Origin of the sequence: Embleya sp. NPDC005575 (assembly GCF_040605455.1) — a bacterium.
GTDB lineage: Bacteria > Actinomycetota > Actinomycetes > Streptomycetales > Streptomycetaceae > Embleya.
The window spans coordinates 1-20046 of the sequence record NZ_JBEXCV010000158.1 but is presented as its reverse complement, the minus strand read 5'-3'; the positions used below and the strand labels follow the sequence as shown (position 1 = coordinate 20046).

The 20046-nt window shown below is 72.1% G+C and carries 15 protein-coding genes and 1 pseudogene; 11 read left to right on the top strand and 5 right to left on the bottom strand.

Going from position 1 to position 20046, the window contains the following annotated elements; all coding sequences use genetic code 11:
- Positions 1-3215 (top strand): hypothetical protein (locus tag ABZS54_RS35090; RefSeq protein ID WP_355545611.1); only part of this gene is annotated, 3215 nt, incomplete at its 5' end.
- On the opposite strand, the gene ABZS54_RS35085 is transcribed toward ABZS54_RS35090, so the two are convergent.
- Positions 3212-3778: a nuclear transport factor 2 family protein gene (locus ABZS54_RS35085; RefSeq protein WP_355545609.1), complete on the bottom strand. Its 567-nt coding sequence runs from the start codon at positions 3776-3778 to the stop codon at positions 3212-3214. The two genes, ABZS54_RS35090 and ABZS54_RS35085, sit on opposite strands and share 4 nt — an antisense overlap.
- A gap of 98 nt (positions 3779-3876) precedes the next feature.
- On the opposite strand from ABZS54_RS35085, the gene ABZS54_RS35080 reads away from it, so the two are divergent.
- Both ABZS54_RS35080 and ABZS54_RS35075 read left to right on the top strand, forming a co-directional pair.
- A complete protein-coding gene (locus ABZS54_RS35080; protein WP_355545607.1) occupies positions 3877-5004 on the top strand; it encodes a serpin family protein in 1128 nt (375 codons plus the stop codon).
- Between the two features lie 805 nt (positions 5005-5809).
- Positions 5810-6784, top strand: a complete 975-nt coding sequence (locus tag ABZS54_RS35075; RefSeq protein WP_355545605.1) for an LLM class F420-dependent oxidoreductase — start codon at positions 5810-5812, stop codon at positions 6782-6784.
- Positions 6785-6823: 39 nt separating this feature from the next.
- Here ABZS54_RS35075 and ABZS54_RS35070 read toward each other — a convergent pair whose 3' ends face one another.
- The 4 genes from ABZS54_RS35070 to ABZS54_RS35055 all read right to left on the bottom strand — a co-directional run bounded on the left by ABZS54_RS35070 (position 6824) and on the right by ABZS54_RS35055 (position 10475).
- Entirely contained in the window at positions 6824-7690 is an 867-nt protein-coding gene (locus ABZS54_RS35070) for an amidohydrolase family protein (protein ID WP_355545603.1), read from the bottom strand.
- A gap of 100 nt (positions 7691-7790) precedes the next feature.
- A complete protein-coding gene (locus ABZS54_RS35065; protein ID WP_355545601.1) occupies positions 7791-8984 on the bottom strand; it encodes a lipid-transfer protein in 1194 nt (397 codons plus the stop codon).
- Positions 8981-9427: a zinc ribbon domain-containing protein gene (locus ABZS54_RS35060; protein ID WP_355545600.1), complete on the bottom strand. Its 447-nt coding sequence runs from the start codon at positions 9425-9427 to the stop codon at positions 8981-8983. The genes ABZS54_RS35065 and ABZS54_RS35060 overlap by 4 nt, the downstream gene beginning before the upstream one ends.
- A 136-nt stretch (positions 9428-9563) precedes the next feature.
- Positions 9564-10475 (bottom strand): diiron oxygenase, encoded by a 912-nt coding sequence (locus ABZS54_RS35055; RefSeq protein WP_355545598.1) that lies wholly within the window; start codon positions 10473-10475, stop codon positions 9564-9566.
- Between the two features lie 163 nt (positions 10476-10638).
- Between ABZS54_RS35055 and ABZS54_RS35050 the strand changes: the two genes are divergently transcribed.
- From ABZS54_RS35050 to ABZS54_RS35015, 8 genes and pseudogenes are all read left to right on the top strand, one after another.
- On the top strand, positions 10639-12666 hold the full coding sequence (locus ABZS54_RS35050; RefSeq protein ID WP_355545596.1) for an acetoacetate--CoA ligase: 2028 nt from the start codon (positions 10639-10641) through the stop codon (positions 12664-12666).
- 178 nt (positions 12667-12844) lie between these two features.
- Positions 12845-13219 carry a hypothetical protein gene (locus tag ABZS54_RS35045; protein ID WP_355545594.1) on the top strand — a complete coding sequence of 125 codons (375 nt, stop codon included), beginning with the start codon at positions 12845-12847 and terminating at the stop codon, positions 13217-13219.
- 128 nt (positions 13220-13347) lie between these two features.
- A complete protein-coding gene (locus ABZS54_RS35040) occupies positions 13348-14799 on the top strand; it encodes a glycosyltransferase 87 family protein (RefSeq protein WP_355545592.1) in 1452 nt (483 codons plus the stop codon).
- 69 nt (positions 14800-14868) lie between these two features.
- A complete protein-coding gene (locus ABZS54_RS35035; protein ID WP_355545590.1) occupies positions 14869-15525 on the top strand; it encodes a CDP-alcohol phosphatidyltransferase family protein in 657 nt (218 codons plus the stop codon).
- A 112-nt stretch (positions 15526-15637) separates the two neighbouring features.
- Positions 15638-18133, top strand: coding sequence for a mannose-1-phosphate guanyltransferase (locus tag ABZS54_RS35030; RefSeq protein ID WP_355545588.1), 2496 nt, complete (start codon positions 15638-15640; stop codon positions 18131-18133).
- Positions 18134-18336: 203 nt separating this feature from the next.
- Positions 18337-19305: a DUF881 domain-containing protein gene (locus tag ABZS54_RS35025; protein ID WP_355545586.1), complete on the top strand. Its 969-nt coding sequence runs from the start codon at positions 18337-18339 to the stop codon at positions 19303-19305.
- Positions 19302-19634, top strand: coding sequence for a small basic family protein (locus ABZS54_RS35020; RefSeq protein WP_020548716.1), 333 nt, complete (start codon positions 19302-19304; stop codon positions 19632-19634). Before ABZS54_RS35025 ends, ABZS54_RS35020 begins: the two co-directional genes overlap by 4 nt.
- Positions 19635-19647: 13 nt before the next feature.
- A pseudogene (locus ABZS54_RS35015) lies at positions 19648-20046 on the top strand (hypothetical protein); the annotation flags it as partial.

The following is a 20046-nucleotide window of genomic DNA, read 5'->3' as shown; positions in this document are numbered from 1 at the left end:
CCGAGGGCCGGGCGGACACCGAGGAACGCCGGGCCGCCGAGCTCCAGGAGCGCGGCGAGCGGGCCCAGCGGGCCGCCACCACCGCGGCGACCGAGGCGCAGCGCACCCGCAGCGAGGCGGCACACCTGCGCGGCCGGCTCGCCGAGGTGGGCGCCGAACTCGATCTTGCGGTCCAGGCGGGTTGGATCGACGACGACGGCGATCCGGCCGAATCCGCCGCGCGCGCCTCGGACGAGGAGAAGGCCGCCTCCGCCGCGTGGGCCGAGGCCCGGGCGAGCGCCGAACAGCTCGCCGCGGGCGTGCGCGAGGCCGAGTCGGCGCGTGGGCGGGCCGAGTTGGCCGCGGCCCGGGCGGCGGACCGGCTGGGTGTGGCCGAGGCCGACCTGGCCGCCGTGCACGCGAACGCGGCGGTGCTCGCGGCCGATCCGCGGGTGCGCGAACTGCTCGGTCCCGATGCCGAGGAGGCGGTCGGCGAGCAGGCCGCACGGGCCTTCGACCGGGCCGCCGACGTGCTGCGCGAACTGCTCGCCGAGGCGGTCACCGACGGCGAGCGCACGCTGTTCCAACTGCGCACCGGCGCCGCCGACGACTCGCGGATCCTGGGCGCGCTCGGCGACGGCGGTCTGCTGCCCGCCGGACCGGACGTGCTGGCCGCGGTCGAACTCCTGGGCGAGCACGGCATTCCGGCCCTGCCGGGTTGGCGCTACCTGGCCCAGTCGGTGCCCGCCGAGCGGCATTCCGCGGTGCTGGCGGCCCGCCCCGAGCTGGTCGACGGCGTCATCGTGACCATGCACAACGCGATGGACCGGGCCAGGGACGTGCTCGCCGAGGCCGCGCTGCTGCCGCGCTCGGCGGTCGCGGTGGGCACCCCACAGGCGTTGCTCGAACCCGGCCGGGACCGCCCCGACACGTTCCTGGTGCCGCCGAACCCGGCGATGCACGACGAACGCGCGGCCGACACCGAGCGGGACGCGCTGCGCCGTCGGGCGGGCGAGCGACAAGAGGCGATCCGGGTGCGGGCCGCGCGCCTGGAGGGCGACCGGGCGCTGGCCGGGCGGTTGGCGACGTGGCGGGCCGCGTGTCCGGCGGGCCGGCTCGACGCGCTCCTGGCGGCGGTCACCGAGGCGCGGCTGGAACTGGCCGCCGCACAGGCAGCGGGAGAGGCCGCGGAGATCGCTGCGGTGAGCGCCGAGCAGGCCCGGGCGCAGGCCGTGGACCGGCGCGATCGGCGGATGGACGGCGCGCAGACCGCGCGCCGTCGGGCGGATGCGCTGGCCGGGCTGGCCTTCCGGCTGCGCGAGCGGGCCGGTTGGGCGCGTCGGATCCGCGAGTTGGAACAGGAGACCGGCGAACACGAGGCGGGCGTCGAGGCGGACCGCACGCTGGCCCGGACCGCGGACGAGGACCGCCGGCAGGCGCAGCGCTCCGCCGACGACGCCAGGCGTACCGCCCGTGCGCTGCGCGAGGAGCGGGCCGAGATCACCGGGGCGCTGGAGGAGCAGGTCGCCGACGCGCCGGCCGACGAGGCCGCCGCGCGTGCGTCGTTGCCCGCGTTGCGCGAGGCGTATCGTACGGCCCGCGCGCTGTACGAGAAGGTCGGTGTGGGTGCCGACCTGCGCGCCGAGCAGGCTCGGGCGGAGAGCGAGGAGACCGCCGCGCAGAGCACGCTGGACCGGCTCACCGCGAAGGTGCGCCGACAGGCGGCCGAGCTCCTGGACGGCTTCGACGGCTCCGACGGTCCGTCCCGGTTGGCCGCGGCCGGCCGCGCCGAGGACCACGTACGCACCCTGGAGGGTCGGGCCGACGCGGCCAGCGAACTGTTGGGCCGACTGCGTGGCGAGGTCGAGCGGCACGCCCCGGCCGAGGGCCGCGCACATCACCTGGATCTGCCCGAGGAGCAGCGGCCCCGAGACGGCGCGCACGCGCTGGAACTGCTGCGCGCCGCCGGCGCCGAACACGCCGCTCGTACCGAGGCGCTGACCTCGGCCCGCGAGACGCACGGCCGGCTGGCCCGCGAGCACACCGACGCCGACCATGCGGCGGGCGCCTTCGGCGAGGTGGCGGCCTCGCTCACGGACACGCTGCCGGCCGTGCCGGTGGACCCCGAACAGCCGCCCGCCACGCCGTTCGCGGGCCCGGTCGCGGACGCGCGGGACGCGGCGACCACATGCCGGCGCGCGCTGCGTGCCGCCGCGGCCGACCTGTCCGCAGCCGAGGCGCAGGTGCGGGAGCGGACCGAGACGCTCGTGCGGCATGCGGGCGCGACCCGGTTCGAGCAGGTCCGGATGCCCGCCCGGCAGCAGATCCGGGAACTGCCGCCGGCCGCGCTGGCCGAGCACGCGCCCGCCTGGTCGGCCGCGTTCGCCCCGCGCCTGCGGGTACTCACCGACGAACTGCGCCAGATCGAGCGCAACCGGGACAGCATCGTGGACCGGATGCGCGGCATGGTCGAGGCCGCGCTGACCACGCTGCGCGCGGCGCAGCGGCTGTCCCGGCTGCCGGAGGAACTCGGCGAGTGGTCCGGCCAGGAGTTCCTGCGCATCCGGTTCGACGAACCGGATGCGGCGGGCCTGGTGGAGGCGCTGGGTGAGGTGGTCGACGAGGCGACCCGCACGATCAAGCGCGGTCGGGACGGCACGGTCGGCGGCGTGCGCCGGGACGGGATGACGCTGCTCCTGCGCGGCGTGCACGCGGCGCTGCGCCCGCGCGGGGTGCAGGTGGAGATCCTCAAGCCGGACTCGGTGCTGCGCGCCGAGCGGGTGCCGGTGGGGCAGATGGGCGACGTGTTCTCCGGCGGACAGCTGCTCACCGCGGCCATCGCGCTGTACTGCACGATGGCGGCGCTGCGCAGCAACGATCGTGGTCGGGCCCGGCACCGGCACGCCGGGACGTTGTTCCTGGACAACCCGATCGGGCGGGCCAACGCGTCCTATCTGCTGGAGCTGCAACGCGCGGTCGCGGACGCGCTCGGGGTGCAACTGGTCTACACGACCGGCCTGTTCGATACCACGGCGCTGGCCGAGTTTCCGCTGGTGGTGCGGCTGCGCAACGACGCGGACCTGCGCGCCGGGCTCAAGTACATCTCGGTCGAGGAGCACCTGCGGCCAGGGCTGCCGGTGCCGCAGGAGCCGGACGCGCCGCAGATCGTCGGGGAGATCCACGCGACCCGGGTGTTCCGCAGGCCGACCGAGTCCGCGGCGGAGCCGATCGGTTAGGGCTTGGTGCCGGGAGGGCGGGGCGGACCGGGCGGGTCGGCGGGAAAGGGTGCGTACACCGCGTCCGTGCGGTCCCGTCGGCCCGTGCGCATGCCCTCGGGTACCGCCCACTGCCCGGCCGCGTCGTCGACCCGGACCCACTCGGTGGTGGCCACCCGGCGGGCGATCCGCCACACGCCGTCGCGTCGGGCGAAGTCGTCGATGTAGCGGAAGCCGGTGATCAGGTTGCCGCGCGGCGCCGGGTCGGCGCTGCGGTGGAAGGCCATTCCGTACGTCTCCGAACGGGCGAGATCGGGCGTGTCGTGGCCGAATTCCACCAGGTGGTTGCCGACGAGATGCATGGTCGAGGTGTACCGGGGGAGCAATCGCTCGATCCACGCGAGGTATTCGTCCACCGTCCCGATGAAGCTGCCGTGCTCGTCGGTGGCGTCGGGGTGGTAGCACGCGCGGACGGCGTCGAGGTCCATCCGGTCGACCCCCCGGCAGTACCGCAGGACGACGTCGTGGATGGCCTGACGGTCGATCAGCCTGCGCAGCTCCAGGTCCCCGCCGAAGTCGTTCATGGCACACGACACTACGGTCGGGAGGAATACATCCCTCCGGCCGGGGGACACCGAACAACTCCGGGCAGCGACGACGCGGCGACGACGAAGGTGATCAGATGGAACCGGCTCTGCGTGAACACGCGGGCACCGTAAGGGAACTGGCCTCGCGCTGGCTCGACTCGATGCTGAGCGACCCCCGGGTGCGGGCGGCCGGCGGCGACGTGGTGTGCTCGCCGACCGGTCTGTGGCTCGCGCTCGCGGCGGTGGCCACCGGAGCGGAGGGCGACACCGCGGAGGAACTCGCCGATCTGGTCGGCCTGGCGTGGCGCGAGTCGGCGCCGGTGGTGAGCGCGGCCGCGCGTGATCTGGCCGGCACCGAGGCGCTGGCGGTGGCGACCGGGGTGTGGAGCGTGTCGCCGCTGCGCGAGGGCTTCCGCGCGGCGCTGCCGGAGATCGGGTTCGGCGCGTTGCGGGCGCAGGACGAGCTGGACGCGTGGGTCGCGCGGGCCACCGACGGGCTGATCGAGCGGATACCCGTCGAACTCGACGCATCGACTCGCGTGGTCCTGATCAACGCGCTCGCGCTGCGGGCCCGCTGGCGCGAGGAGTTCGACGTGGCGAGGACGCACGACCTGCACTTCCACGCCGCGGACGGTACGCACACCCGCGTGCCGACGATGCAGCGCGAGGTGCCGGCCGCGGACGTGTGGGCGATTTCCGGCCGGGACGGCGAGGTCACCGTGGTCGAATTGCTGTGCGCGGGGGAGCAGTCCGCCCGGGTGCGGTTCGCGCTCGGCCCGGAGCATGCGCCGCCGGCGTCGGTGATCACCGCCGCGTGGGCGCCGCGCGACACGGGAAAGGCGTACGAGGGCGAGGACGTCGAGGTGCGGCTGCCACGCTTCGAACTGCGCACCCGGCTGGATGTGGTGCCGCATCTGATCGATCTGGGGGTGGAGACCGCGTTGACCGACGACGCGGACTTCGGCGCGATGACGAACGAGCCGGTGCGGATCGACCAGGTGGTCCAGGAGTCGCTGCTGCGGATCGCCGAGGAGGGTGTCGAGGCCACCTCGGTGACCACGATCACCCTGGACTGGATGAGCCACGAGCCGGAACCGGCCCGGCGGCGGGTGGCCTTCGACCGGCCCTTCGCGTGTGTGGTGATGGACGCGTCCGGCTACGTACCGCTGTTCGCGGCCTTTCAGGCGACGGCGCCGCGGGACGCGCCCGATCAGGGGTTGTGACGCCCGGTCGGTGTGCTTCGCCCGGCGGGGGCAACACGCCGCACCCCGACGGTGATCGGGCCCGGTCCGCAGCCGCCTCCCGGGCATCGGCACCCTGCCCGTCCGCACCCTGTCCGTCCGCCGAACCGACGATGGTGGCCGAGTCGCACGTCCCCGACGAACCACCGGCCTGACCATCCGTCAGGTCCAGGGTCGCCGTACCGCCGCCCGCGTGGCGCCGCGCGTACTCCGCTGCACCGAGCGCGACCAGCCCGGCATCGATCACCTCGACGCCGACCGGTCCGTCGGTACCCCTTGGCCGACAACGCGTCCCGGAACACGCCCGGGAACACCCCGTCGCCCGGCATGACCCGGCGCGACATGCACTCCGGATGGAAATCCGGGCCCGCCGGCAGCAGTTCCGGGTGGTCGTCGATCTGCACATGGGCGATCTCGGCGACCGAGAGCTCGGCGAGCGTGGCCCACGTGTCCGGGCCCTGGAAGAAGTGCCACGCGTCGACCGGGACACCGGAGTTCGCGGTCCCGGCGTGTGCCACCGGGGTGCGGGCGTCGGCGATCGTGGCGATCGGGGTGAAGGGCAGGAACTCGACCGCCGCGCGCCCCGGCCTGCGCGATGATCTCGGCGCAGCGGGCGAACAGGTCCGCGCAGCGTGCGTCGGGCGACAACATGACCATCCCGAGCGCGAAGTCGGCGCCGAACGCCGCACACGCCTCGGCCACCCGACGAGCCCCGGCCGGGCCGCCGGTCCCGGGCTCGCCGGCTGTGGTAGTCCTGATGGACCATCAGGACTGCGGAGGAGTACGCATGAGCCCGCCCGCCCACGGCATCACCGTCCCGCTGAATGCCCCGCTCGCCGAGCACCCGCGCCTGATCCGCGAACTGCGCACGGCCGGCTACACCGACATCTGGTCGGCCGAGGTGGATGGCCTCGACGGCTTCACGCCGCTCACCGTCGCCGCACTGGCCGACCCCGAGGTGCGCCTGGGCACCGCGATCGTCTCGCCCTACACGCGCGGCCCGGCGACGCTGGCGATGACCGCCGCGGCGCTGGCCGAGGTGGCTCCGGGCCGATTCCGCCTGGGGGTGGGCGCCGGTTCCGCGCCGATCGTCGAGTCCTGGAACGGCGCGAGCTTCGACCGGCCCTACCAGCGGGTGCGCGACACCGTACGGTTCCTGCGCGCGGCGTTCGCGGGGGAGAAGGTGACCGAGAAGTACGAGACCTTCGCGGTGCGCGGCTTCCGGCTGTCCCGGCCGCCGCAGAGCCCGCCGCCGATCCTGGTCGCGGCGCTGCGCCCGGGGATGCTGCGCCTGGCCGGGCGGGAGGCGGACGGCGCGATCCTGAACTGGCTCTCCGCCGAGGACGTGAAGCGGGTGGTGCCGTACGTGCACGAGGGCGGACCGGACAAGGAGATCGTCGCGCGGATCTTCGTGCTGCCGATCGAGGACCGGGACACCGCACGGGCGATCGGCCGGCGGATGATCACGAGCTACCTGACCGTGCCGGTGTACGCCGACTTCCACCGCTGGCTCGGGCGTGGCGAGGAACTCGCGCCGATGTGGGCGGCCTGGGCGGAGGGCGACCGCAAACGGGCCCTGGAACTGGTTCCGGACGCGGTCGTGGACGACCTGATCGTGCACGGCAGCCCGGCGAAGTGCCGGGCGGGGATCGCCCGCTACGTCGAGGCGGGTGTCACGGTCCCGGTCCTGGCGGTCGTCGACCCGCGCCCGAACGCCGACCCGATCGAGGCGGCGCTGGCACTGGCGCCGACGGCCGGCTGATCGGCGTGCCGGGTGGCCCTGCGCCCGCCGGTCGGCCGGTTACCGGCCCAGGATCCGCAGCGCGTTGGTGCGCAGGAACTTCGGCCACACCTCATCCTTGAACCCGACACCGGGCAACTCGGCGAAGATGCGATCCAGGGTCAGGCCGTACGGGAAGTAGCCCGCGTAGCAGATCTTGTCGGCCCCGCGCGTGTTCGCGTAGTCGACGATCGCGCGCGGGTAGTGCTTGGGCGCGAACGCCGACGAGGACCAGTGCAGCCCCGGCCACTTGAGCATCAGTTTGACCGCCAGGTCGCACCACGGCTCGCCGCCGTGCCGCATCACCACCGTGAGCTCGGGGAAGTCGTAGCAGACCCGGTCGAAGCGCATCACCTCCTGCGCGGCGGCCGGCACCCGAGGCCCGGGGATGCCCGCGTTCACGAACACCGGCAGACCCAGCTCGACACAGGTCGCGTAGAGCGGATAGGCCAGCCGGTCGTCGATCGGCACCGGGGGTGTGCACCCGCACGGGAAGAAGGTCGCGGCCAGCACGCCCGCCTCCTCGCGCGCCCGGCGCAGCCCGCGCACGCCCGCCATCACGTCGGTGGGATCGACCTGGAAGCTGCCGAGCAGCCGATCCGGGTGCCGGCGTACCGCCTCCAGCGTGTCCTCGTCCTCGAACGAGACCGGGATCAGCGCCTTCTCCACGCCGAACCGGTCCATCTCGCGCAGCAGGTCCTCGGCCGAGGAATCGGTGCGCTCCATCTCGGGCAGGTCCTTGAACATGTACCCGGCCGGATGGGTCATCCCGGTCCGGCTGTCCTGGTCCCGCAACGTGCCCGCCATCGCGGTCGCCCACCAGCGCCGATCGCGGTTGGGCAGGCCCATCAGCAGGTCGACCACGCCGATGTCGTCCGGAAATCCCATACAACCCTCCGCTGAAACGGAAACGATCCCGGAGTCGACGGGGTCGGCAGTGCCGAGGACCCGTCGACCCCGAGACCGTTTCGGTGAACCCGAGCCGGCGCTACCGGGTGACGATGATCGACGAACCGTGTCCGAACAGGCCCTGGTTGGCGGTGATGCCCACCGTCGCGCCGGGCACCTGGCGCTCGCCCGCCTCGCCGCGCAGCTGCCAGGTGAGTTCGCAGACCTGGGCGATCGCCTGGGCCGGCACCGCCTCGCCGAACGAGCCCAGGCCGCCGGAGGCGTTCACCGGGATCCGGCCGGTGATCTCGGTCGCGCCGTCGCGAAGCAGCTTCTCCGCCTCGCCGCGCGCGCAGATGCCCAGGTCCTCGATCCAGTCCAGCTCCAGCGCGGTGGACAGGTCGTAGACCTCGGCCAGGCTCAGGTCCTCCGGGCCGATGCCCGCCTCCTGGTAGGCCGCGTGTGCCAGCGACGCGCGGAAGGACAACTCGTTCGGGGCCACCGCCACCGAGGAGTCGGTGGCGATGTCGGGCAGTTCGATCAGCGCGCTCGGGAAGGTCGGAGTGACCGTGGAGACCGCCGAGATCCGCACCGGGGAGGTGGTGTGTCGGGCGGCGAACTCCTTGCTGCACAACACGACCGCCGCCGCGCCGTCGGAGGTGGCGCAGATGTCCATCAGGCGCAGCGGGTCGCACACGATCGGCGACGCCGCGACGTCCTCCATCGTGAACGCCTTGCGGTAGCGCGCGTTCGGGTTGGCCAGCCCGTTGCGCGCGTTCTTGACCTTGACCCGGGCGAAGTCCTCGACCGAGGCACCGTAGAGGTCGATCCGGCGCCGCGCGTACAGCCCGAAGTAGGCCGGGTTGGTCGCGCCGAGCACGTGGAAGCGCACCCAGTCCGGGTCGTCCGGGCGGTCGCCGCCGACCGGCGCGAAGAAGCCCTTGGGGGCCGCGTCCGCGCCGACCACGAGTGCGACGTCGCACAGGCCCGCGAGGATCTGCGCGCGGGCACTCGCGATCGCGTGCGAGCCGGATGCGCAGGCCGCGTAGGAGCTGGAGATGCGCGCGCCGGTCCAGCCGAGCGCCTGGGCGAAGGTGGCGCCCGCGACGAAGCCGGGGTAGCCGTTGCGGATGGTGTCCGCGCCGGCCACGAACTGGATGTCCCGCCAGGCCAGGCCGGCGTCCTTCAGCGCGTCCTGCGCGGCCTTGACGCCGTATTCGACGAAGTTGCGGCCCCACTTGCCCCACGGGTGCATGCCCGCACCCAGGACGACGATCTCGCGGTCGGTGCTCATGCCTTGACCTCCACGGGCCGCACGTTCCACGTCGTGTAGACGTGCTCGTCGTTCTCGTACAGCACGCCGGGCACGATCTCGACCTCGACACCGACCTTCAGGTCGTCCACGCCGACCCCGGGCGCGCCCTGGCCGAGCACGATCAGGCCCTCGGCCTCCAGGCGCACCGCGATGATGGTGAACGGATGCCACTCGGTGTCCGGGTCGGACACGAACGGGGCCGGCGGGCGGTAACCGGCGTTCGTGTAGGACCACACCGTGCCGCGCCGGGACAGCGGCACCTCGGCGAACTCGGAGCCGGCACACGCCGGGTTGCTGCAGAACGTCTCCTGGCGCGGGAAGAACACGGTCCCACAGGCGGTACACCGGGTGCCGAGGAGGGAGAAGTCCTCCCCGGACGTGGTGAACCAACCGGGGACCACGGGCTTGTGGTCCTTCGTCACGGGGCCCTCCAACTCGTCTGGCCGTCTCGTCCGATGTGTGTACGGACCACAGTCTGACGGATCGTCAGTTCCGTGCGCCAACCCGACCGGGGTATTTACGGTCACACCCGCCGGCGCCCGGGCGCCCGGCCCGACGTTATATCTGACGTCCCATCAGGCCCGAGGCCCGCCACAACCGTTGCCCCGGTCCGCCGAGCAGGCCGTGCTCGTCGTAGAACGCGATCAGCCGCCGCGACCAGTGGCCCAGGGCGTCCAGCCGGTGCGGATTCGCCCGCGCCGCCCGGCACGCCCGATCCGCGTCCAGGCCCACCGCCGTGTACACGCCCGGGTGCACCAGGCGGGTGGCGATGATGTGCGCGGCCCGGGCCAGCGCGAGGCGGGTGATCGCCCGCTCGGTCCGCGACATGTGCGGCGCGCCGCGGGCCACCTCGTCGCGTGCGTAACGCACGTGCCGGGCCTCCTCGACCACGTGGATGCGCGCGGTCTGTCGGGTGATCGGCTGGAGCGACTCGTCGGCCATCATCTCGCGCTGCATCGTGTCCAGGACCTCCTCGGCGATCAACGCCATCGCGAAGGCCTGCACGCCCGAGCCGAGCGTCTTCATCACCCGCGCCGCCATGTGCGCGTACGGCCCGGGCCCGTACTCGGGGCAGTCCAGCTTGTCGATCAAGGTGCCGAACATGGTCGAGTGCCGGCACTCCTCGGCGATCTCCATGAACGCGTACTGCACGTGTCGCGAGGTCAGCGGACGGTCGTAGACGTGCCGGATGAGCAACTGCATCAGCACGACCTCGAACCAGATGCCGACACTGGCCATCGAGGCCACCTCGTGCCGGGACAGATCGATCCGCTGCCGCTCGCTCATCCGCTCCCAGATCGGCGTGCCGTACAGGCTGACCCGGTGTGCGGGCAGGAAGAACGCGCCGTCGACCAGCGGTGCGTCCCAGTCGATGTCGGTGATCGGGTCGAACGCGTGCGCGTGCGACGCGGCGAGCAGCCGCTCCGCGACGCGCTCGCGGTCCGTGGCGGTGCCGTCCGTGGTGGGCATGCGGGCTCCTCTGCCGGACTTGTTTCCCGTCGGTAACATCCCGCGTTCGGCGCGGCGCGTCCAGAGTGTCCACGAAGATCCTTTTGCGACCCGCCCGGGGGATGCGCGCCGGGGCGCGAGATGGCAGGGTCGGGGGGCACATCGCGCGGAGGGGACTTACGACATGACGGAATCGAGCGAGCGGGCCGAACTGCTGTGGCAGCCGTCGGCCGAACGGGTCGCCGCCGCGGCGGTCACCCGCTATCGCGAGTGGCTCGGCGCCGAACGCGGCGTCCGGGCCGAAGACTACGCACAACTGTGGGCCTGGTCGACCACCGAGCCCGAGGCGTTCTGGGCCTCGCTGTGCGACTGGTTCGAGCTGGACCTGGGCGACCGGGAGGTGGTGCTGGCCGAGCGGACCATGCCCGGCGCCCGCTGGTTCCCCGACGCCCGCCTCAACTACGCGCAGCAGGTGCTGCGGCACGCCGCGGACGGCGACCCCGAGCGGGCCGCGATCGTGTACCTGGACGAGGAACTGCTCCCGCGCGAGATCTCCTGGGCCGAGCTGCGCCGCCAGGTCGCCTCGTGTGCGGAGACCCTGCGCGAGCTGGGCGTGCAACCCGGCGACCGGGTGGCGGCCTATGTGCCCAACACCCCGCACGCGGTGATCGGGCTGCTCGCGTGCGCGTCCATCGGCGCGGTCTGGTCGGCCTGCGCGCCCGACTTCGGGGCGCGCAGCGTGCTCGACCGGTTCCAGCAGATCGAGCCGGTCGTGCTGATCGCGGTGGACGGCTACCGCTACGGCGGCAAGGAGATCCGCCGCGCCGACGTGGTCGCCGATCTACGCGAGGGCCTGCCGACCGTGCGACACGTGCTGCATGTGTCGCTGCTCGACGAGCCGGCGCCGGCCGACGTGCTCCCGTGGGCCCAGGTGATCGGGCGCGACGCGGCCGTTGCCGACTTCGACTTCGAGCAGGTCGGCTTCGACCACCCGCTGTGGATTCTGTACTCCTCCGGCACCACCGGCCTGCCCAAGGCGATCGTCCAGGGCCATGGCGGCATCGTGCTCGAACACCTCAAGCAGGCCGCGTTCCAGCTCGACCTGGGCCCGAACGACCGGTTCTTCTGGTACACCTCCACCGGCTGGATGATGTGGAACATGCTGGTCGGCGGCCTGCTCGCGGGCAGCACGATCGTGCTCTACGACGGCAGCCCCGGCTACCCGGGCCCCGACGCGCAGTGGACCGTGGTCGAGCGGGCGAAGGCGACCTGGTTCGGCACCTCCGCCGCGTACGTGATGGCCTGCCGCAAGAACGAGCTGACCCCGCGCGCGACCCACGACCTGAGCCGGGTCCGGGCGATCGGTACCACCGGTTCGCCGCTCCCGCCGGACGGCTTCCGCTGGATCTACGACGCGGTGGGCGCGGACACGTGGCTGGCCTCGGTCAGCGGCGGCACCGACGTGTGCAGCGCCTTCGTCGGCGGCAGCCCGGACCTGCCGGTGTACCTCGGCGAGATCCAGTGCCGTGCGCTGGGCTGCGCGGTCGAGGCGTGGGACGAGGCCGGCCGACCGGTGGTGGACGAGGTGGGCGAGTTGGTGATCACCCAGCCGATGCCCTCGATGCCGGTGTACTTCTGGAACGACCCCCAGGACGAGCGCTACCGGGCCAGCTACTTCGACACCTACCCGGGCGTGTGGCGGCACGGCGACTGGATCACCCTCACCGAGCGCGGCACCATCGTGGTGCACGGCCGCTCCGACTCGACGCTGAACCGGCAGGGCGTGCGGATGGGCTCCAGCGACATCTACGAGGCGGTCGAACGCCTGCCCGAGGTGCGCGAGTCGCTCGTGGTGGGCCTGGAACTGCCCGACGGCGGCTACTGGATGCCGCTGTTCGTGGTCACCGCGCCCGGACACACCCTCGACGACGCGCTCAAGGCTCGGATCCGCACGGTGATCCGCGAGGAGGTCTCGCCGCGCCACGTGCCGGACGAGATCATCGCGGCGCCGGGTGTGCCGCACACCCTCACCGGCAAGCGCATCGAGATCCCGGTCAAGAAGCTGCTCCAGGGCCGTCGGCTGGAGGACGCGGTCAATCCCGGCTCGGTGGACGACCTCGACGTGCTCCGGTTCTACGCCGAGGTGGGACGGTCGCGGGCCCGCGCGCAGGAGGACAAGCGGGAGGCGAAGCCGGGGGAGAACCGGGCGTAGCCGGCGAAGCCGCACCAATGCCCGGTAATCGTCGCAAGAGCACAGCAATGTGACCCAAGCGGAGTAGTACGGAGTAATCGGGCGGGCGCGTCCGATGGCACGATCAGGTCCATGCCCGAGACGTCATGTCGCACCCGGCGCGAACTCGGACGTCTCCCGGCACTGCGCCGTCCTGGTCGTGACATCGGCCGCCACCACCCGCCGCCGATTCGGCCGGATCCGGATCCGGATCCCGGACGGGCCGGCCGCGCTCGCCCCGGTCGCGCCGACCGTCGCGGTCCCCGGTCGTCGGGTGGAACTCCCGGTCCCGACCGGGCTGATCCGGCAGATCCCCGACGGCGACGGTCGCGACTGGCTCGCCGGGTGGGATCCGGTGCTCGCCGACGCGTACACTCTGGCCGGGCTCGCTGCACAGATCACGATCGCGGTGGGCGTGCCGGCGGCCCGACGAAAATGGGCGAGTCGCACCGCGGAAGCCGTTACGCTCGACCCGCCGGAACCGCTGGGCCGAACGGCCCCGGGCAACACCACCCCGGCTCCGGCCAGGGCCTGAAGCATCCCGAGTCGCCTTCGGGAGCATTCGCCGGTTCCCGGCAACCAGGCACCGGGCGGGGCCGATCCGACCGTGTGGATATCCTGACCCGGCGCCACCCGGCCAGGCGCCCATTGAACCGTGCAGTTGTGGAGTCCCCGACCGACATGTCCTTCCCCCACGTGCTCGTGACCTCCTGCCGCGAGCTCCTGACGCTCGCGCCCCGCGTCCCGTTCGGGCACGAGCGCAGCCGGGAACCCCGTCGACCGGGTCGTGTCGCGCTCGTCGGCGGCCTCCTGCTGGCGCTGTCGCTCGGTCTGTGGGTGTTGTGGACCCACCTCGGCCGCCGCGACATGTGGCACATGCTCGACCTGAGCGTCTACCACGACGCCGCGCACGCGTTCCGCGACGGCGACGCGATCTATACCGAGAACTACGGCAAGTGGAACGACAACAAACTGCCGTTCATCTACCCGCCGTTGTCCGGGCTGCTCTTCTACATCCTGCTGCCGCTGGGCTTCGCCGGTCTCAAGTGGTTCATGGCGATCGTGAACCTGCTGTCGCTGTTCGCCGTGGTCTGGTCCGCGTGGGGCATGCTCGGCTACCGACGCGGCCTGGGCCGGTTCGGCGTCAGCGCGACCACCTTCGCCGTGGTGCTGTGGCTGGAGCCGGTGGAGTGGACGCTCGTGTGGGGGCAGATCAACCTGCTGCTCCTGGCGCTGATCGTGCTCGACCTGGGGCTCCCGGACAGCCGCCGATACAAGGGCATCGGGGTCGGCATCGCGGCCGGGCTCAAGCTCACCCCCGCGATCTTCATCGTCTACCTGCTGATCACCCGCAGGTTCCGGGCCGCCGCGGTGGCCGGCGGCGCGTTCCTGGGGACCATCCTGGTGGGCCTGGCCGCCGCGCCGACCGCGTCCGTCTACTACTGGTCGCACCTCGCGTCGATCAGCGGCAAGGTCAACGACAAGCTCAGCGTGGGCACCCTCAACAACCAGTCCGTGCAGGGCATGTTCACCCGGATGCTCGGTGACGGCGGTGCGGCCTCGGCGCTGTGGTTCCTGCTTTGCCTACTGGTGGGCGCGCTCGGCCTGGTGGCCGCCGCCCGCGCCTCGCTGCGCGGCCACGAACTGGTCGGCGTGGTGATCACCGGCGGCCTGTCGCTGATCGTGTCGCCCATCTCGTGGTCGCATCACTGGGTCTGGGTGGTGCCCGCGTTCGTCCTTCTCGCGCACACCGCGCTGACCCGCGCCCGACCACTGTGGTGGTGGCTGACCGGCACGTTCTTCGTGTTCTTCGCCGCGTGGCCGATGCGGCTGAACGTGTACGGCGATTGGGATGGCTCGCGCACCCTCCAACCCTGGGGCCTGATCTGGCTCGCCCCGCGGGACGAGGGCCGGGAACGGCACTGGACGCCGATCGAGTTCGTGCTCGGCAACGGCTACCTGTTCGCCGGTATCGCGCTGACCCTGATCCTGGTCTGGCGCATCCTGCGCGATCGTACCCCGCTGCCCACGCTCGCCGAGCCGGTCGCCGAGCCGTCCACGCCCGACCCGGACCCGGACCCGGACCCGGTGAGCAGCGGATCCGTGCGTCACTAGGCTGGACAGCGCATACCGAACGAGTCGGACCCAGTACGAGAAGGCCCACCGGCAGAAAGCAGAGGCCCCGTGGAGGCCCACGTGGACGCGGCGCCGCCGCAGCCCCGGGACGGCGGCGTGGACGCTCCCAGCGACCGGGTCCTGACGATCCCCAACGCGCTCAGCTTCGCGCGCCTGCTCGGCGTCCCGGTCTTCCTGTGGCTCATCCTGGCGCCCGAATTCGGCGGCCCCAAGCACGACCTGTGGGCACTGGCGCTGCTCATGCTCAGCGGGATCAGCGACTACCTCGACGGCAAGCTGGCCCGCAGGTGGAACCAGGTCAGCAAGGTCGGCGCGATCCTGGACCCGGCCGCGGACCGGCTCTACGTGCTGGCCACCCTGGTCGGCCTGACCTGGCGCGAGATCCTGCCGATCTGGCTGACCGCGATCATCCTGGGCCGCGAACTGTTCATGGGCGTGGTACTGCTGATTTTGCGCCGCCACCGCTATGGCGCGCTCTCGGTCAGCTTCGTCGGCAAGGCCGCGACCTTCAATCTGATGTACGCGTTCCCGCTGTTGCTGCTCAGCGACGGCACCGGACGTGTCGCAACTCTCGCCGCGATCTTCGGATGGGCGTTCGCCTGGTGGGGTACTGCGCTGTACTGGTGGGCAGGAGTCCTCTACGCAGCCCAGGCCAAACGCCTCGTGGCCGCGGACAAGGCGAGTCGCGCAGCGACCGCCGGGTAGCGCAGGGATCGCCGGACACCAAGGCGATCACCACGTACTGAAGGCACGCCACCCGGCCCCGGCAGTTCCGCCGTGGGTGCGGGTGGTGTGACGCGATAGGAGGACGAGACCGATGAAGGCCGTCGTCATGGCCGGAGGCGAGGGCACCCGCCTGCGCCCGATGACCTCCAGCATGCCCAAGCCGCTTCTGCCGGTGGTGAACCGGCCGATCATGGAGCACGTGCTGCGGCTCCTGAAGCGGCACGGGCTTTCCGAGACCGTGGTCACCGTGCAGTTCCTCGCGTCGCTCGTGCGCAACTACTTCGGCGACGGCGAAGAACTCGGGATGACCCTGACATACGCGAACGAGGAAACCCCGCTCGGCACCGCGGGCAGCGTCAAGAACGCCGAGGAGGCGCTCAAGGACGACACGTTCCTGGTCATCTCCGGCGACGCGCTCACCGACTTCGACCTCACCGCGCTGGTGGAGTACCACCGGGCCAAGGGCGCGATGGTCACGGTATGCCTGACCCGGGTGCCCGACCCCCTCGAGTTCGGCATCACGATCATCGACGACGAGGGTCGGGTGGACCGATTCCTGGAGAAGCCGACCTGGGGTCAGGTCTTCTCGGACACCGTCAACACCGGCATCTACGTGATGGAGCCCGAGGTCTTCGACTATGTCGCCGCGGGCGTGTCCGTGGACTGGTCGGGCGACGTGTTCCCGAAGCTGCTCAAGGAGGGCAAGCCGATCTACGGCTACGTCGCCGAGGGCTACTGGGAGGACGTGGGCACGCACGAGAGCTACCTCAAGGCGCAGGCCGACGTGCTCACCGGCAAGGTCGACGTGGACGTCGACGGCTTCGAGCTCTCCCCGGGCGTATGGGTCGCCGAGGGCGCCGAGGTGGACCGGGACGCGGTCCTCAAGGGCCCGCTGTACATCGGCGACTACGCCAAGGTCGAGGGCGGCGTGGAGATCCGCGAGCACACCGTGCTCGGCTCCAACGTCGTGGTCAAGCGCGGTGCCTTCCTGCACAAGGCGGTCGTGCACGACAACGTCTACATCGGCCCGCAGACCAATCTGCGTGGCTGCGTGATCGGCAAGAACACCGACGTCATGCGCGCAGCCCGGATCGAAGAGGGCGCGGTGATCGGCGACGAGTGCCTGATCGAGGAGGAGTCCCTGGTCTCCGGGGACGTGCGGATCTACCCGTTCAAGACGATCGAGGCCGGCGCGGTCGTCAACACGTCGGTGATCTGGGAGTCGCGCGGGCAGAAGTACCTGTTCGGCCCGCGTGGGGTTTCCGGCATCCTCAACGTCGAGATCACCCCCGAGCTGGTGGTGCGCCTGGCAGGCGCCTACGCCACCACGCTCAAGAAGGGCGCCACCGTCACCACCGCGCGTGACCACTCGCGCGGCGCCCGGGCGCTCAAGCGGGCGGTCATCTCCGCGCTCCAGACATCCGCGATCAACGTGCGCGACCTGGAGAACGTGCCGATGCCGGTGGCCCGTCAGGAGACCGCGCGCGGCTCGGCCGGCGGGATCATGATCCGCACCACGCCGGGGGTGCCGGACTCGGTGGACATCATGTTCTTCGACGAGCGCGGGGCGGACCTGTCGCAGGCCGCCCAGCGCAAGCTCGACCGGGTCTTCTCCCGCCAGGAGTATCGCCGCGCGTTCCCCGGCGAGATCGGCGAACTGACCTTCCCCGCACGACCGTTCGACAGTTATTCGGGTTCGCTGCTGAAGGCCCTGGACATCACCGGCGTGCCCGAGTCCGGGCTCAAGGTGGTGGTGGACGCCGCGCACGGCAACGCCGCCCTGCTGCTGCCCAGTATCCTGGGCCGGCTGGGCATCGACGCACTCACCGTCAACTCCGGCCTGGACGACGCCCGGCCCACCGAGACCGCGGACGAGCGGCACGAGGGGTTGTTGCGGCTGGGCGAGATCGTGGCCTCCTCCAAGTCCGGTTTCGGCGTGCGGTTCGACCCGGTCGGCGAGCGCATGTCGCTGGTGGACGAGCGGGGGCGGATCATCGACGACCACCGCGCGCTCTTGGTACTGCTGGACTGCGTCGCGGCCGAGCGCGGCGGCGGGAAGATCGCGCTGCCGGTGACCACGACCCGGATCGCCGAGCAGGTCGCCGCCTATCACGGGGTCCAGGTGCAGTGGACCACCACGTCGCCGGACGACCTCGCGCGGGTGGCCATGTCCGACGACACGATCTTCGGCGGTGACGGCCGCGGCGGGTTCGTGATCCCCGAGTTCAGCACCGTCTTCGACGGCACGGCCGCGTTCGTCCGGCTGATCGGGCTGGTCGCCCGGACCCAGCTGACGCTGAGCCAGATCGACGCGCGCATCCCGCGCGCCCACGTGCGCCGGCGGGACGTGCCGACGCCGTGGGCGGCCAAGGGCATGGTCATGCGCCGGGTCGTGGAGGCGGCGGGCGACCGCGAGATCGACACCACCGACGGCGTGCGGGTCGTGGAGGCCGACGGCCGCTGGGCGCTGGTGCTGCCGGACCCGGCCGAGGCGGTCACCCACGTGTGGGCCGAGGGCCCGGACGACGACGCCGCGGACGAACTCCTGGACGAGTGGAGCCGGGTCGTGGAACACGCGGGCGACTGACCGCACGCTCCGGGCCCGCCGACCCGAGCGGGCCCGGCAACGGTCTTGTAGGGTCTTCCCCGGCCGTGGATCGCCTGCTGCGATCCGCGGCCGGAACCGGTGTCGGACCCTGCGTCGAGCACTCCGTCGGGCATGGAACGATGGGGCGCATGTCATCGCGGGAGACACCAGGCACGAGCCGGTACAGGCGGCCGGACGCCTCGATGTCCCTGCTCGTGGACATGATGACGAACAGCCTGGACGCGGGCTACGCGGAGGCCACGGCCCGCCGTGCGGTGCGCGGCGACACCGGGATGAACAAGGGCCCGTTGGCCCGCGTGCTGGCCGTGGTCGGCGTCGCGCTGATCGCGATGATTTTGATGGTCGCCGCGATGAAGGTGCATGCCGCGGCTCCGCAGGCCGAGCGGGAGCGCCACCAACTGGTGGACCGGATCCACACCGACGAGGCCGAGGTGGACTCGCTCACGGCCGCCGTCGAGCGGTTGCGCGACGAGGTCGACGCGATCCAGGAGGTCTCGCTGCCCAAGGGCGCCAAGGACCGGGTCCAACTGCTCGCGCTGCTCACCGGATCCGACCCGGTCGAGGGACCCGGCCTGAAGGTGATCGCGGACGACGCCAAGGGATCGGACAACTCGGACGGCTCGACCGATCCGCGCCAGGCCGAGGCGGCCGCGAACGGCCGGATCCTGGACCGCGACCTCCAGCGACTGGTGAACGGCCTGTGGAAGGCCGGTGCCGAGGCCATCTCGATCAACAACCAGCGGCTGACCGCGCTGTCGGCGATCCGCGCCGCGGGCGCCTCGATCCTGGTCGACAACCGGCCGCTGGCTCCGCCGTATACGATCCTGGCGATCGGTGACGCGAAGCCGATGCAGGTCGAGTTCATGGTCGGCGCGGACGGACGCTATCTGCGCCAGCTGCAAGAGAACTTCGGGATCCGGGTCAACCTGAGCGCACAGAAGAAGCTCAAGCTGCCCGCCGCGCTGGGTACCTCGCTGCGCTACGCGGACGTACCGGGCAGCGCGCCCGCGAGTCCGCCGCCGAGTGCGCCGGCGAAGCCGACGCCGAACACACCGCCCGCCACGCCTTCGGGCCGCGGCGGGCCGCCGCCGAGCGGTTCGGCCCCGCCGACCGGCTCGCAGAAGCCGTCCGAACGAAAGGGTAAACAGTGATCGCGGTCCTCGGCCTGGTCCTCGGGGTCGTGGTCGGGTATCTCGCCCGACCCGTGATCCCGCACGAGCTGGAGCCGTACCTGCCCATCGCGGTGGTGGCCGCGCTGGACGCGGTCTTCGGCGGACTGCGCGCACTGCTCGACGGCATCTTCGACGACAAGGTGTTCGTGGTCTCGTTCCTGTCGAACGTGGTCGTCGCCGCGCTGATCGTTTTTCTCGGCGACAAACTGGGCGTCGGCGCACAGCTGTCCACCGGCGTGGTGGTCGTGCTCGGCATCCGGATCTTCTCCAACGCGGCGGCCATCCGCCGGCACGTCTTCCGGGCCTGACGGGGAGTCACACATGGCCGACGAAACGGACGAGACGCGCGGGCGGCATGCCCGCCACGACGAGGACCCGCGCGAGCTGGGCATCGCGCGCGCGGCCGAGGAGTCCGAACCCGAATCCGAGACCGACCGGGAGCCCGAGGCGCCGTCCACGCGCAAGCCCACGGTCGAGACCCGGCGCCCGGTCGACCTCTACCACGAGGGCCGGCACATCCGGGAGCGGATCCGCGAACAGGCCGCCGAGGTGACCTCGGAGATCCCGCCGATCACCGCGCCGGTCCGCGAGTCGGCGCACGAGATGCGGGAGACACCTCCGCAGGTGTCGCGGCCGCAGCCGGACCCTCGGGCGCCGCGCGTGCCGACGCCGCCGCTGGTGCCCGGGTCGCCCACGCGGCCGGGACGCCCCCCGCGTGGG